Source organism: Shinella sp. JR1-6 (assembly GCF_004284735.1).
Taxonomy (GTDB): domain Bacteria; phylum Pseudomonadota; class Alphaproteobacteria; order Rhizobiales; family Rhizobiaceae; genus Shinella.
In genome coordinates this window covers 91,786-106,499 of the sequence record NZ_SHMI01000008.1, presented here as the reverse complement: position 1 = coordinate 106,499, position 14,714 = coordinate 91,786, and the positions used below count along the sequence as shown (strand labels likewise).

15 protein-coding genes are annotated in these 14,714 nt (G+C 63.5%); 12 read left to right on the top strand and 3 right to left on the bottom strand.

The window, feature by feature from the left end; all coding sequences use genetic code 11:
* Positions 1-217 precede the first annotated feature (217 nt).
* The 4 genes from EXZ48_RS16335 to EXZ48_RS16320 all read left to right on the top strand — a co-directional run bounded on the left by EXZ48_RS16335 (position 218) and on the right by EXZ48_RS16320 (position 2,753).
* Positions 218-727, top strand: coding sequence for a prolyl-tRNA synthetase associated domain-containing protein (locus EXZ48_RS16335; protein WP_130517068.1), 510 nt, complete (start codon positions 218-220; stop codon positions 725-727).
* Positions 728-784: 57 nt separating this feature from the next.
* A complete protein-coding gene (gene trxA, locus EXZ48_RS16330) occupies positions 785-1,747 on the top strand; it encodes a thioredoxin (protein WP_050745568.1) in 963 nt (320 codons plus the stop codon).
* A gap of 127 nt (positions 1,748-1,874) precedes the next feature.
* Positions 1,875-2,555, top strand: coding sequence for an LON peptidase substrate-binding domain-containing protein (locus EXZ48_RS16325; RefSeq protein WP_024271119.1), 681 nt, complete (start codon positions 1,875-1,877; stop codon positions 2,553-2,555).
* Positions 2,556-2,564: 9 nt separating this feature from the next.
* Positions 2,565-2,753, top strand: coding sequence for a Trm112 family protein (locus EXZ48_RS16320; protein WP_023515566.1), 189 nt, complete (start codon positions 2,565-2,567; stop codon positions 2,751-2,753).
* 86 nt (positions 2,754-2,839) lie between these two features.
* Here the strand turns inward: EXZ48_RS16320 and EXZ48_RS16315 are convergent, their stop codons facing one another.
* Positions 2,840-4,060, bottom strand: a complete 1,221-nt coding sequence (locus tag EXZ48_RS16315) for a ubiquinone biosynthesis hydroxylase (RefSeq protein ID WP_130517176.1) — start codon at positions 4,058-4,060, stop codon at positions 2,840-2,842.
* Positions 4,061-4,159: 99 nt separating this feature from the next.
* Here EXZ48_RS16315 and tesB point away from each other — a divergent pair, with 99 nt between their 5' ends.
* The 6 genes from tesB (at position 4,160) to EXZ48_RS16285 (ending at position 11,585) form a co-directional block, all read left to right on the top strand.
* The gene (tesB, locus tag EXZ48_RS16310) at positions 4,160-5,044 is read left to right on the top strand and encodes an acyl-CoA thioesterase II (protein WP_023515564.1); all 885 of its coding nucleotides are present in this window, start codon (positions 4,160-4,162) and stop codon (positions 5,042-5,044) included.
* 218 nt (positions 5,045-5,262) lie between these two features.
* On the top strand, positions 5,263-5,613 hold the full coding sequence (locus tag EXZ48_RS16305; protein ID WP_037408526.1) for a P-II family nitrogen regulator: 351 nt from the start codon (positions 5,263-5,265) through the stop codon (positions 5,611-5,613).
* A 30-nt stretch (positions 5,614-5,643) separates the two neighbouring features.
* A complete protein-coding gene (locus tag EXZ48_RS16300; RefSeq protein ID WP_130517066.1) occupies positions 5,644-7,005 on the top strand; it encodes an ammonium transporter in 1,362 nt (453 codons plus the stop codon).
* Positions 7,006-7,248: 243 nt separating this feature from the next.
* The gene (locus EXZ48_RS16295) at positions 7,249-9,915 is read left to right on the top strand and encodes a DNA translocase FtsK (protein ID WP_023516742.1); all 2,667 of its coding nucleotides are present in this window, start codon (positions 7,249-7,251) and stop codon (positions 9,913-9,915) included.
* A 113-nt stretch (positions 9,916-10,028) separates the two neighbouring features.
* Positions 10,029-10,685, top strand: a complete 657-nt coding sequence (locus EXZ48_RS16290; protein ID WP_024271120.1) for an outer membrane lipoprotein carrier protein LolA — start codon at positions 10,029-10,031, stop codon at positions 10,683-10,685.
* Between the two features lie 93 nt (positions 10,686-10,778).
* Positions 10,779-11,585 (top strand): exodeoxyribonuclease III, encoded by an 807-nt coding sequence (locus EXZ48_RS16285; protein WP_130517064.1) that lies wholly within the window; start codon positions 10,779-10,781, stop codon positions 11,583-11,585.
* Positions 11,586-11,723: 138 nt separating this feature from the next.
* Here EXZ48_RS16285 and EXZ48_RS16280 read toward each other — a convergent pair whose 3' ends face one another.
* Both EXZ48_RS16280 and EXZ48_RS16275 read right to left on the bottom strand, forming a co-directional pair.
* Entirely contained in the window at positions 11,724-12,179 is a 456-nt protein-coding gene (locus EXZ48_RS16280; protein ID WP_023516946.1) for a cyclic nucleotide-binding domain-containing protein, read from the bottom strand.
* A 70-nt stretch (positions 12,180-12,249) separates the two neighbouring features.
* A complete protein-coding gene (locus EXZ48_RS16275) occupies positions 12,250-12,933 on the bottom strand; it encodes a response regulator transcription factor (RefSeq protein ID WP_024271121.1) in 684 nt (227 codons plus the stop codon).
* Between the two features lie 110 nt (positions 12,934-13,043).
* On the opposite strand from EXZ48_RS16275, the gene EXZ48_RS16270 reads away from it, so the two are divergent.
* Together EXZ48_RS16270 and EXZ48_RS16265 are read left to right on the top strand one after the other, a co-directional pair.
* Positions 13,044-13,589: a L,D-transpeptidase gene (locus EXZ48_RS16270; RefSeq protein ID WP_023514082.1), complete on the top strand. Its 546-nt coding sequence runs from the start codon at positions 13,044-13,046 to the stop codon at positions 13,587-13,589.
* Between the two features lie 131 nt (positions 13,590-13,720).
* Entirely contained in the window at positions 13,721-14,551 is an 831-nt protein-coding gene (locus EXZ48_RS16265) for an aldo/keto reductase (protein WP_023514083.1), read from the top strand.
* The last annotated feature ends 163 nt before the right edge of the window (positions 14,552-14,714 follow it).

Below are 14,714 nucleotides of genomic sequence, written 5' to 3'. Positions count from 1 at the left end.
TTGTCGACGGCCTGGGGTAGTTGGTGGCCGAAGGTCGCTGCGTTGCGGCGACGGCCGGTATATGGCCCAAGGGATTTTCAAATGCAACAGGGAAATGTCAGATTTTGCAGAAAAAAATGCTGAGGCTTTCAAAGTCCCGGATTTTCAGGCGGTTGCGCTTGTGCGGTCGAAGCCCTATCAGCGGATGGACATCAATTGAGCCGGGGCAGGCAGGAAAATGACCGAAGCGCAGCCGAAGACCGACAGGGATCTCTTCCAGTTTCTCGACGATCTGGGCATTGCCCACAGCACGAAGGAGCACGCGCCGGTCTTCACCGTCGCCGAATCGGTGGCGCTGCGTGATGAAATTCCCGGCGGTCATACGAAAAACCTCTTCGTGAAGGACAAGAAGGACAATTATTTCCTGATGACCGTCGAGGAGCACGCGACGGTGGACCTGAAGACCGTGCATTCGGTCATCGGCGCCGCGAGCCGCGTCTCCTTCGGCAAGCCGGAGAAGCTGATGGAGTATCTCGGGGTCATTCCCGGCGCCGTCACTGCCTTCGGGGTGATCAACGACACGGCCGGCAAGGTGAAGATCATCATCGATGCGGACCTGATGGCTTTCGACACGATCAACGGCCACCCGCTGCGCAACGATGCGACGACCTCGATCGGCTCGAAGGATCTCCTGTGCTTCATCGAGGCGACCGGCCACGAGCCGCTTGTCTTGAAAGTCACGGCCTGACATACGATCTGGGGCACAGACACGACATCGAGGCGCTTGGCGCCACAGGAGAGACCCATGAGTGCAGGCGACAACCCCTACGCATCGTCCTATGGCGGCCAGATGAACGTCTCGGCGAGCTTTGGCGGCGCGGCACCGGCGGATGATCTCATCAAGGACACGACGACGGCGAATTTTTCGCGCGACGTGCTGGAGGCCTCGCGCCAGCAACCCGTTCTCGTCGATTTCTGGGCGCCCTGGTGCGGTCCGTGCAAGCAGCTCCAGCCGATCATCGAGAAGGTTGTGCGGGAAAGCGCTGGCCGCGTGAAGCTCGTCAAGCTCAACATCGACGACCATCCCTCCATTCCCGGCCAGCTCGGTATCCAGTCGATCCCGGCGGTCGTCGCCTTCGTTGGCGGGCGCCCGGTCGATGGCTTCATGGGTGCTGTGCCGGAAAGCCAGATCCGCGACTTTATCGACAAGGTCGCAGGTCCCGCCGGCGCCGACGAGAAGGCCGAGATCGAGGCGCTGCTCGCCGAGGCGAAGACCCTGTTCGATGCAGGCGATCTTGCCGGCGCGGCCGATCTCTACGGCGCGCTCCTGCAGGCCGATCCGGAGAATCCGGCTGCCCTTGCCGGCATCGCGGAATGCATGATCGCTGCCGGCCAGCCGGAAAATGCCCGGCAGATCCTCGGCAACCTGCCGGAGGCCGTCGCGGCCGATCCGGCGGTTGCGGCCGTGCTGAAGAAGCTCGACCAGATCGAGGAGGCGCGCAAGCTCGGCGATCCGGCCGCGCTCGAGCAGGCGTTGGCGCTTGATCCGGATGACCATGCGGCACGGCTGAAGCTCGCCAAGATCCGCAATGTCGAGGGTGACCGGCAGGCGGCGGCCGATCATCTGCTTCTCGTCATGAAGCGCGATCGCACCTTCGACGATGATGGCGCGCGCCGCGAGCTTCTGCAGTTCTTCGATGTCTGGGGTCCGAAGGATCCGGCGACGATCGCTGCCCGGCGCAAGCTGTCGTCGATCCTGTTTTCCTGAGGCATTTTCCGGGAGAACGGCGTGGCATCCCTTGAGAAATGCCACGCCTACCCCACATTCGGGAAGAAGCGCGTTGACGGGCGGCGAAGACGGATCGTCACGTTGCGCGCAATGGGAAGGCACTGCCATGCATGTGGGAAATGCACGTTATCTGAAGCCGGAGGACCTGCCTGAGGCCATCCCCGTCTTTCCGTTGACGGGTGCTCTTCTTTTGCCCGGCGGGCAGTTGCCGCTCAACATCTTCGAGCCGCGCTACCTCTCCATGTTCGACGACGTGCTCGCCACGCACCGGTTGATCGGCATGGTGCAGCCCGTCTTCGGTGCTGATCGCACGGATGATGCCGCAACCGACACGCCGGACCTTTGCCAGGTCGGCTGCATCGGCCGCATCACGTCCTTTGCCGAGACGGGAGACGGGCGTTACATCGTCTCGCTCACCGGCGTCTGCCGCTATCGCCTGCTGGAGGAACTGCGCGGCGACAAGTCCTATCGCAGCTTCCATATCGCTCCCTTCATCGCCGACCTTTCGGGACGCGACGACGAGCAGAGCGTCGATCGCGAAGCCCTGCTCGCTGCCTTCAAGGCCTATCTCGACGCCAACAAGCTGGAGGCCGACTGGGAGAGCGTGGAGCGGGCGAGCAATGCGACGCTGGTCAATTCCATGGCGATGATGTCGCCCTATGGACCTGCTGAAAAGCAGGCACTGCTGGAGGCACCGGATTTGAAGACGCGGGCGGAAACGCTGATCGCCATTACCGAAATCGTGCTGGCGCGCAGCTACGGCGACGTCGATACGATGCTGCAATAGGCCTGTGCGATGAACGTCAGCACCAGTCGTGTCGATCCCAAATTGCTCGAGCTTCTCGTTTGCCCGCTGACCAAGGGCCGGTTGACCTATGATGCGGCTGCGGGCGAGCTCGTTTCCGAAAAGGCCAAGCTCGCCTATCCGATCCGCGACGGTATTCCGATCATGCTGATTTCTGAGGCGCGGGAAATCAAGGATTAGGCCGCAGACAGAGCCCGATCATATCTTCTTCGTCACGATCGGATTTGAAGGGCCAGAACGAGCGCAGCGTTGTTGCGCCCTGCCAGTCAGATCCGTTGCCCGACCAGCATGCGCGGGTGCCCGTTCCCGGTGGTGCCTTCCGCCTGGCGGATGAAGAAGGATTTCAGTCCCGGCAGCCGATCGACGACGCCGAGGCCGACATCGCGCAGCACGCGCAGCGGCGTCACATCGTTGGAGAAGAGGCGGTTCAGCACGTCCGTGGTCACGCCCATGCGCACCGTGTCGAAGCGACGCCAGCCTTCATAGCGTTCCAGCACGGAGATCGCGCCGATATCGAGGCCGAGGCGATCGGCCTCGACGACGGTTTCGGCAAGCGCCGCCACGTCCTTGAAGCCGAGATTGAGGCCCTGGCCGGAAATCGGGTGGATACCGTGCGCGGCATCGCCCGCAAGCGCGAAGCGCGGCGCGACGAAGGCGCGGGCGAGCGTCAGGCCGAGCGGGAAGGCACGGCGGCCGCCGACGACCTTCAGTGCGCCGAGCTTGTGGCCGAAGCGGCGCTCCAGTTCCTCTTCGAAGACGAGATCGTCGCTCTCGATAAGCCGGCGGGCATCCTCCGTGCGCTCGGTCCAGACGAGCGAGGACCGGTTGCCAGCCAGCGGCAGGGTGGCGAAGGGGCCGGCGGACAGAAAATGCTCCTCCGCCGTGCCCTCGTGCGGGCGCTCGTGCTCGACTGTCGTAACGATGCCGGATTGGCCGTAGTCGAAGCGCACGGTCTTGATGCCTGCCATGTCGCGCAGCTTGGAGCGCACACCGTCGCAGGCGACGAGCAGGCGGGTCTGGCATTCGGTTCCGTCGGACAGGCGGACCGTTGTCGCATGTTGCTCGGTTGCAAAACCCTCCGCTGACGTTGCCCAACGCATGGGGATGCCGAGCACTTCGGCCTGGCGAAGCAGGCTGCGTGTCACCGCGCGGTTGGGCACCATATGGGCGAAGGGCTGGCCGTCGTCTCCGGAGCCGGCCCCCTCGAAGGTAAGGAAGACGGGACGCACGGGATCGGCCGTGCGCGAATCGGTGATCACCATGCGGCGGATCGGTTCCGCCTCCGGTGCGATCTCGCCCCATACACCAATGACGTCGAGCAGGTTGCGGGCGGCAGCGACGATCGCGAAGGCGCGCTCGTCCTTCTGCCAGGCGTGTTCCGGCGCACCGTCGACCACGGTGACGGCAAGATGCGGGGCGGCCTTCTTGATGGCGACGGCCAGCGACAGGCCGACATAACCACCGCCGGCGACAAGAACGTCGAGCATGGTCGCTTCGGGCATGGTGTACTCCTGGCCGCTTGAGGTCTTCCGTCCCTCTATATAGAGGAGGAGAAACCGTATTCCTACCTGCTGAGTCACGTCCAAATGTCGCGTCAGCCTGCGAAGAACCCCGCCATGGATGTCCTTTTGGAGACGCTGGATCTCGAGCGCCTGGAAAGCCGGCTGTTTCGCGGTAAGAGCCCGCAGGTCGGCTGGCAGCGGGTGTTCGGCGGGCAGGTGATCGGCCAGGCACTGGTTGCGGCGACCCGGACGGTGGAGGCGGGGCGCTTCGTGCATTCGCTGCATGCCTATTTCGTGCGGCCGGGCGATCCCGCCGTGCCGATCATCTACGACGTGGAAAACATCCGTGACGGCGGTTCCTTTGCCACGCGCCGCGTCATCGCCATCCAGCACGGCAAGCCGATCTACTTCATGACGGCATCCTTCCAGGACGACGAGGATGGGCTGGAGCACCAGGCGCCGATGCCCGACGTGCCGCAACCGGAAGACCTGCTCGGCGAGGCGGACCTGAAGCAGCGGTTCATGACCGAGGCACCGGAGCATATCCGCGCCTACTGGCAGCGACCGCGGCCGATCGAGCTGCGACCGGTTTCGCTGGACCACTACTTTTCGCGGGAGAAACTGGAGCCACGGCAGAACATCTGGGTGCGCACCACCGGCCCGGTACCGGCCGAACGCCATCTGCAGGCTGCCGTGCTCGCCTATCTCTCGGATATGACGCTGCTCGACACCTCGCTCTTTGCGCATGGCACCTCCGTGCTCGACCGCTCGCTGCAGGTCGCCAGCCTCGACCACGCCATGTGGTTCCATCGCCCGCCGAATGTCGACGACTGGCTGCTCTACAGCCAGGACAGCCCCTCCGCCTCAGGTGGGCGCGGGATGACCCGTGGCGCGATTTTCACCCGTAGCGGGACCCTCATTGCCTCCGTGGCCCAGGAAGGGCTGATTCGGAAAAAGGCAACTGACTAATTTTTATCCATCGTTGTATTTACGCCTATTTTTTGATCATGTGCGTTGGTGATTTTTTGCACTGCACCATGGCTTCTATTTTTATCGGTTTCATTTCAAAAGCTTAGCGATCCCGTTCGAATCTGGCACGCCCCTTGAATGTGTAGTTCCCAGTCGTGGCTGACGTGACGTCGCCAACGATGAGGAGAGATGGCCCCGGCTGGGGACAAGCACGAAGGATGGGAAACCAGATGAAAATTGTGATGGCCATTATCAAGCCGTTCAAACTCGATGAGGTGCGCGAAGCCCTCACCGCGGTCGGTATCCAGGGCCTGACCGTGACCGAGGTGAAGGGCTACGGGCGCCAGAAGGGACATACGGAAATCTATCGCGGCACCGAATATGCCGTCAGCTTCCTGCCGAAGCTGAAGATCGAGATCGCCGTGCCTGGCGATGTCGTCGACAAGGCCGTCGAAGCGATCGCTTCCGCCGCCAAGACCGGCCAGATCGGCGACGGCAAAATCTTTGTCTACGCGATCGACCATGCCGTGCGCATCCGCACCGGCGAAACCGATTCCGAAGCGCTCTAAGCAAACGGCCTATCAGGGAGCCTTTTCAACATGTCTTCATTTACGCTTTCGCAGACCTTCTCCCGCGTGGCTGCCGCCACGACGGCCGTGCTTCTTCCGGTCGTCGCCTTCGCGCAGGAAGCCGCACCGGCCGCCACCGAGGCCGCCGCTGCCGCGCCCGTGCCGGACAAGGCCGATACCGTCTTCATGTTCCTCGCCACGCTTCTCGTGTTCTTCATGCTGATCCCGGGCCTTGCGCTGTTCTACGGCGGCCTGGTGCGCACCAAGAACATGCTCTCGGTCCTCATGCAGTGCACCGTGATCGGTGCCATGATGATGATCGTCTGGGTGACTTACGGCTATTCCTTCGCCTTCGGCGGATCCACCAGCCCCTATTTCGGCGGCTTTGCGAAGATGTTCCTGTCGGGTGTGACGGTCGATAGCACGGCGGCCACCTTCTCTGATGGTGTCGTCATCCCGGAATACATCTTCATGCTGTTCCAGATGACCTTTGCGGCGCTGACGCCGGCGCTCATCATCGGTGCCTTCGCCGAGCGCATCAAGTTCTCCGCGGTGCTCCTCTTCACCGTTCTCTGGGCCACCTTCGTCTATTTCCCGATCGCCCACATGGTGTGGGACGGCAACGGCCTGATCTTCAACATGGGTGCGCTTGATTTCGCCGGCGGTACCGTCGTGCACATCAATGCCGGCGTCGCAGGCCTCATCGGCGCGATCATGGTCGGCAAGCGTACCGGCTTCGGCAAGGACATGATGGCTCCCCACTCCATGACGCTCACCCTCGTCGGTGCCGCCATGCTGTGGTTCGGCTGGTTCGGCTTCAACGCCGGCTCCAACCTCGAGGCCTCGGGCGGCGCGGTTCTCGCTACCGTCAACACCTTCGTTGCCACCGCTGCCGCGATCCTCGCCTGGTCGGTCGTCGAAACCTTCACCCGCGGCAAGGCTTCGCTGCTCGGTGCCGCCTCGGGCATGATCGCCGGCCTCGTCGCCGTCACCCCGGCCGCCGGCTCCGTCGGCCCGTTCGGCGCAATCGTGCTTGGCCTCATCGTCTCGCCGATCTGCTACTTCTTCGTCGCGGTCGTGAAGAACAAGTTCGGCTATGACGACACGGCCGATGTCTTCGGCGTCCATGGCGTCGGCGGCTTCATCGGCGCGCTCGGCACGGGCATCTTCACCGCCCCGTCGCTCGGCGGCACGGGTGGTGCGGACTTCTCCATCGCGTCGCAGTTCATGACCCAGCTTACTGCCGTCGTCATCACCATTGTCTGGTGCGCCGTCGTCTCGGCAATCCTCTACAAGGTGGTCGACATGATCGTCGGGCTGCGCGTCTCGGTCGAAGCCGAGCGCGAAGGGCTCGACCTCTCCTCCCACGGCGAAGCGGCTTACCACTCCTGAGATGCCTGCGGCGGCTCCCAGCGGCCGCCGCCAAACATCCCGTTGCGGCCATAGGATAATCTATGCCGCCCTTGGCCCGGACCCTGTGTCCGGGCTTTTTTCGTTTACCGGGGAGAAACCATGCTGCGGGATCGCATGGTTAACATGCCATTAAGGCTTCCTTCGTAGGGTTCACAGTCAGGCACAGTCCGCGAATCACGCGGGCACCGTGCGATTTCCTTGCGTGGACCATAGGCTGTAACCATGAGCAGAAGCATTTCGGCAGGACTGGACAACCGTCACGACCGCTTCGTTCTGTCGGCATTCGTCTGGCGACAGGTGCAGATCCTTCTCGGGATCATCGTCTTCCTCGGCCTCGCCTTCGCCATTGCCGCGCTGTCCACCTGGAACGTCTCCGACCCCAGCCTCTCTTATGCCTCCAGCGGCGAGCCGGCCAACATCCTCGGCTATTCGGGCGCCGTCTTTGCCGATATCTTCATGCAGTTCTTCGGGCTCGCCAGCGTCATCGCGCTCCTGCCGGTCGTCGCCTGGGGGCTGGCGCTGATCAGCGGCCGGCGCTTCAACCGGGTGCCACAGCGCGCCGGCGCCTGGCTCGGGGGGGCGATTCTCGCCTCTGCGGCGCTCGCCTGCGTGCCCGGACCCGTCACCTGGCCGCTGCCGACCGGACTTGGCGGCGTCTTCGGCGACATGATCCTGCGCTTTCCCGCGCTCTTCACCGGTGCCTATCCGACGGGGCTTTTCGCCTCCATCCTTGGCGGTATCATCGCCGTTCCCGCCGCCTGGCTCATGGTCTTTGCAGCCGGCCTGATCGGCTCCGTGGCGATCGACGACGAGGAGGATTTTGCTCCCGTTCCGACGCCGAGCCGGGCGCGCACCGTCGCCGAAGACGACGATGATGACGAGCGGGAAGGCCCGCTGACCGTCCTCGCCGGCGCCATGACCCATGCCTGGTACACCGGCCAGGCGCGGTTCCGCCGCATCTTCGGCCTTGCCAACCAGCGCCGCAAGGCGCGGGGTATCGAGCAGCCCTACGATTTCAACGAGGACGAGTTCGGCACGCTGAACGAGCCGTCCCGCGCCCGCACGCCGTCCCGTTCGGCCGACCGCGTCGAGCCCTCCCTCGATGGACGGCGTGTCGTCGCGGCCCCGCCGATGGCTGGCGATGACGACGACCTGCCCTTCGACATGGATGAGCCGATGGCCCGTCCAAACGGCATCCTGCCGGACGACGACATGGACGATATCGCCGCCGACTGGGCACCGCGCCGCGCGCCGGCCCGCCAACCCATGCCGGCGACGACCGCCCGGGTCGTTCCGGCTGCTTCCCGGCCGAAGCCCGGCCAACGCATCGAGCGAGAGGCGCAGACCTCCTTCGTCGGTCCCGATGGCTTTGCCCTGCCGCCGATCCACCTGCTCGCCGAGCCGAAGGGCCAGGTGCGCGACATGACCCTTTCGGCCGATGCGCTGGAGCAGAACGCCCGCATGCTGGAAGGCGTGCTGGAGGATTTCGGCGTCAAGGGCGAGATCATCCATGTCAGGCCCGGCCCGGTCGTCACGCTCTACGAACTGGAGCCGGCCCCCGGTATCAAGTCATCGCGTGTCATCGGTCTTGCCGATGACATCGCCCGCTCGATGAGCGCGATCGCCGCCCGCGTCGCCGTCGTGCCGGGCCGCAACGCCATCGGCATCGAACTGCCGAACCAGAGCCGTGAGACGGTCTACCTGCGCGAACTCATCGCCAGCCGCGATTTCGAGACGTCGAAGGCCAAGCTCGCCATGGCGCTCGGCAAGACGATCGGCGGCGAGCCGGTGATTTCCGACATCGCCAAGATGCCGCACCTGCTCGTTGCCGGTACAACCGGCTCGGGCAAGTCCGTCGCCATCAACACCATGATCCTCTCGCTGCTGTACCGCCTGAAGCCGGAACAGTGCCGCCTGATCATGATCGATCCGAAGATGCTGGAACTCTCCGTCTATGACGGCATCCCGCATCTGCTCTCCCCCGTCGTCACCGATCCGAAGAAGGCTGTCGTCGCCCTCAAGTGGACAGTCCGTGAGATGGAGGAGCGCTACAAGAAGATGTCGAAGATCGGCGTGCGCAACATCGACGGCTTCAACAGCCGCGTCGAGCAGGCGCTGGCCAAGGGCGAGCAGATCAGCCGCACCGTGCAGACCGGCTTCGACCGCCAGACCGGCGAGGCGATGTACGAGACGGAGGAGTTCGATCTCCAGCCCATGCCCTATATCGTCGTCATCATCGACGAGATGGCCGACCTGATGATGGTTGCCGGCAAGGACATCGAAGGTGCCGTTCAGCGGCTTGCGCAGATGGCGCGCGCGGCCGGCATCCACGTCATCATGGCGACGCAGCGCCCCTCGGTCGACGTCATCACCGGCACGATCAAGGCCAACTTCCCGACGCGCATCTCCTTCCAGGTGACGTCGAAGATCGACAGTCGCACCATCCTGGGCGAACAGGGTGCCGAACAACTGCTCGGCATGGGCGACATGCTCTACATGGCCGGCGGCGGGCGCATCCAGCGCGTGCATGGTCCCTTCGTCTCCGATGGCGAGGTGGAGGCGGTGGTCGCGCATCTGAAGACGCAGGGCGCGCCGCAGTATCTCGATGCGATCACCGAGGACGACGATGACGACGGCGAGGGCGGGAGCGGCCCGGCCGGCACCGCCAATCTCGACGATTCGGACGATCCCTATGACCAGGCGGTGGCTGTCGTGCTGCGCGACGGCAAGGCATCGACTTCCTATATCCAGCGCCGCCTCGGCATCGGCTACAACCGTGCCGCCTCGCTGATCGAGCGCATGGAGAAGGAAGGGCTGATCGGCCCGGCGAACCATGCCGGCAAGCGCGAGATTCTCGTGCCGACCGAGGATGAAATTTCGGGACGCTGACCGGGAACGGGCGCGCCTTCTGCGGCGTTTTCACCGGCAAGTCTCGCGTCAGGGCGAAACGCCATTATGGCGCCGCGTTTGGCCCGCATGAGAAACGCATGAAGGAGACCAACATGATCCGATCCGAGAACGGCCGCGCGACCGGAACGCTGACGCGCCGCGGCTTCACCTGCCTGATGGCCTTCACGCTTGCAACCGGCCTTTCGGCGTTTGCGCCTACCGACGCTTCCGCGCAGGCGAGTGGTGCCGCCCAGAAGATCGCCGATCACTTCGCCTCGGTGAAAACGATGATGGGTGAATTCGTGCAGTTCGGCCCGCGTGGCGAGCAGACCGGCGGCAAGTTCTACATCTACCGCCCCGGCAAGATCCGTTTCAACTACGAGGAACCCTCGCCGATGCGCGTCATCGCCGACGGCAAGGCCGTCGTGATCGGCAATCGCAAGCTGAAGACCTGGGACCTCTACCCGCTCTCAAAGACACCGCTCAACCTGCTGCTCGGCGAGAAGATCGACCTTTCCACCAAGATGGTGCGCAGCGTGAAGGAAGAGGCGGACCTGACGACGATCGTGCTCGGTGACCGGAACATGTTCGGCGATTCGACCATCACCATGATGTTCGACCCGAAGACCTACGACCTGCGCCAGTGGACCATTACCGATGCACAGGGCAAGGACACCTCGGTGATGATCTTCAATGTCAAGACTGGCATGAAGCTCGACGACAAGGTTTTCTCCATTCCTTACGACGAAGTGCGTAACAAGGGCGGCTAATTCGAGCCGCAGCCGTTTCCGTTTCGCCCTTCATGCGCTAAGACGCCCCGACCGGCCCGTGAGAACGGGCCGGATGTTTTTGAGGGCGACGGCATGGCACTTTCGATTGCGACCTGGAACATCAACTCGGTGCGGCTGCGCATGCCGCTCGTCGAACATTTCCTGAAGACCTTTTCGCCGGACATCCTGTGCCTGCAGGAAACCAAGTGCCCGAACGACCAGTTCCCTTCAAAGCCGCTGAAGGCGCTTGGCTACGAGCATATCGTCATGCATGGCCAGAAGGGCTATCACGGCGTCGCCACCGTCTCCCGCCTGCCGCTGACCGAACTTGTCGAGCGGCGGGACTACTGCGGCGTCGGCGATGCGCGCCATGTCTCGGTGCTCTTCCACCACAAGGGAAAGTCGATCCGCCTGCACAATTTCTATGTGCCGGCCGGCGGCGACGAGCCGGATCGCACGATCAATCCGAAATTTGGCCACAAGCTCGATTTTATCGAGGAGATGAAGCTGCTGCACGCCGAAGCCGAGGCTGGCATTTCCTCGGTCCTCGTCGGCGACCTCAACATCGCCCCGCTGGAACATGACGTCTGGTCGCACAAGCAGCTCCTCAAGATCGTCAGCCACACGCCGATCGAAACGGAGGGCCTGGTCGACGTCATGACGAAGGGGGCCTGGGTCGACCTAATGCGCAGCAAGATACCGGCCCATGATAAGCTCTATACGTGGTGGAGCTACCGCTCGGCCGACTGGGTCGCCGCCAACAAGGGCCGCCGCCTCGACCACATCTGGTCTTCCGCCGACCTCGAGCCGCACCTCAGCAACATCGCGGTGGTTCGCGAGGCCCGCGGCTGGGAGCGGCCGTCCGACCATGTGCCTGTCATTGCCGAATTCGATTTCTGAGGTGGTTTGCTCTTCACCCTAAGTGGAGAGAGGGAACGTGCCCCACGCGTGGAATTGGTTGGGGAAACCGGTGCGGCAATTCCCTTCGCCCCGCTTGCGGGGAGAAGGTGGCCGGTAGGCCGGATGAGGGGCCTTGCCTCACGCAAACCGCCCGGCAAGCCCCCGCATCGAGCTGATCATTGCCGCGAGGTTTTCGCGGATGCGGGCATCGACGAGCACGGCGACGTCGGGATACTCTTCCAGCATGCGCCGGAAGAGCGGGCGGTTGATGCGGATGACCTCGCTGTCCTCCGTCGCCACGGCCGTGTATTTGCGCTCGACGGCGGAAATCATCGCAAGTTCGGAAAGCAGGGTGCCGGCACCGGCCGTGCCTTCGTCCCGCGTTGCCCCGTCGCGTAGCGTCGAGGTCAGCCGGAACGCGCCATAGGCGACGACGAAGCCGCAATCCGCCGATGTGCCCTCGCGAAACAGCGTCTGCCCCTCCACCAGCCGCCGGCGCTCGGCGCCGAAGGCCATCAGCCGGAGCTTGTCGTCGGCAAGGCCGGCGAAGAGCGGCACGCGGGAAAGAAGGGCGATGTCGTCGCTGAGACCCACGGCGGGCGCTCCTCAAAAGCAATTCCAGGAAAGGTGCGAAGCGGTTTTCCGCCCGGAACTGCGTGAAATTCTAAGGTACGATCTTGTAACCGCCGTTCTCTGTCACGAGAATCTCCGCATTGGAAGGGTCCCGTTCGATCTTCTGGCGCAGGCGATAGACATGGGTCTCCAGCGTGTGGGTCGTGACGCCGGAATTATAGCCCCAGACCTCTTCGAGCAGCACGTCGCGCGTTACCACCTTCTGGTCGGCACGGTACAGGTAGCGGATGATCGCCGCCTCTTTCTCGGTCAGGCGGATCTTCTGGCCGTTTTCCAGCGTCAGCAGCTTCTGGCCGGGCTTGAACGTGTAGGGGCCGACCGTGAAGGTGGCGTCTTCGCTGCTCTCGTGCTGGCGCAGTTGGGCGCGGATGCGCGCGAGAAGAACGGCGAAGCGGAAGGGTTTCGTCACATAGTCGTTCGCGCCGGCTTCAAGGCCGAGAATCGTGTCCGAATCGGTGTCATGGCCGGTCAGCATGATGATCGGCGCCTTGAAGCCGCCCTTGCGCAGCAGCTTCACGGCTTCGCGACCGTCCATATCAGGCAGGCCGACGTCCATGATCAGGAGATCGATCTGGTTGGCGCGGGCAGTCTGGATGCCCTTGCCGGCGGTGGTTTCCTCGAGCGTCGAGAATTCCTCGTAGAGCGAAAGCTGCTCGACGAGCGTCTCGCGCAGGTCGTTGTCGTCATCGACAAGTAGGATTGTGCGGGATGTCATGCTTTACCTCTCGGCATTCCTCTGGAAAGTAAGGGAATTGGGACTTTTGGCAAGCCCGCCCATGGCTTAGCCAGTCAGGTTACCACAAGGCGCGAATATGGCGGAGTGACATGAGCCGGATCACATTTCCTGAACATTGCGTGAAGACGATCCTGGTGCGCCCGGCACCGGGCAGGAAAACACGCGCCATCGTCCAGGTCGGCCCCCTGCGCCTGCCCGCCGCCATCGGCCGTTCCGGCGTTACCGCCCGCAAGCGGGAGGGGGACGGTGCGACGCCGATCGCCGCCATGCCGCTTCTCTCCGGCTTTGTGCGTGGCGACCGCCTGTCCCGGCCGCAAAGCCGGCTGGCGCTCCGGCGTATCCGGCCCGATATGCTCTGGTGCGACGCGCCGGAGCATCCGTCCTACAACCGCCTCGTGCGCGGACCCTTCAAGCCGAGTCACGAGGAGATGCAGCGCAAGGACGAGCTCTACGACATCTGCCTGGTGCTCGACTGGAACGTGACTGCGCGCCGACGAAATGCCGGCTCGGCGATCTTCTTCCATCTCATCCGTCCCGGTTATGAACCGACGGCCGGCTGCATCGCCCTTGCGCAGCGGGACATGCTGCGCATCATGCCCTATCTGCGGCGTGGCACGGTCGTGCGCGTGCTTTGAGGATTTTGTCGGCGACGGGCTGAAATGCTGCGATGCGGAGCCTATATCAGCCTCGACCGTCGCCGGGCTTCAAGGCGCCACGGGAAACCCGCCCGGGTTCAAGCACGCCATTTTTTCACGGAGAGATTCTGATGAGCGATCAACCGACAATCCTGTTTCACGACGGCAACAGCATTCCCCAGGTCGGCCTTGGCGTCTGGCAGACCCCGAACGACACGGCCGGAACCGCGGTCAAGGCCGCGCTCGATGCCGGCTATCGGCATATCGATACGGCCGCCATCTATGAAAACGAGGAGGGTGTCGGCGAAGGTCTCCGTACCTCCGGGGTCGCCCGTTCGGAGATATTCCTGACGACGAAACTCTGGAACTCCGAGCAGGGTTACGATGCGACGCTAAAGGCCTTCGACGCGAGCCTGAAGCGGCTCGGCACCGATTATGTCGATCTCTATCTCATCCACTGGCCGGCGCCGAAGCGCGACCAGTATGTCGACAGCTGGAAGGCCTTCATCCAGCTCCAGAAGGAAGGTCGCGCCCGCTCGATCGGCGTGTCCAATTTCTATCCGGAGCACCTGCAGCGGCTGATCGACGAGACCGGTATCACCCCGGTCATCAACCAGATCGAGCTGCATCCGGATTTCCCCCAGAAGGACGCGCGGGCCTATCATGAGAAGCACCGGATCGTCACCCAGTCCTGGAGCCCGCTCGGTCAGGGCACGCTCCTGGAAAACCCTGTCGTAGCCAGGGTTGCGGCAAAACATGGTCGCACGCCGGCACAGGTCATCATCCGCTGGCATATCGACAACGGGCTGGTGGTGATCCCGAAATCCGTGACGCCCTCGCGCATCGTGGAGAACTTCAAGGTGTTCGATTTCAGGCTCGACGACGAGGACATGGCGATCTTGGCGAGCCTTGAAAAGGATGGCAAGCGCATTGGGCCTGATCCGATGACGGCAACGTTCTGATGGAGCTCGGGTGACGCTTGCCATCAATCAGGGAATGACACGGCGGCAGGCGAAACCGTTCAATGGCGCGCCCAACTCTCCCCCGTCACCTCGGACTAGATCCGGGGGCCAGCCGTCGCGCGTCTGCGCGGCGAGCGGATACACCGCTCCGGCGAAAGTGTTT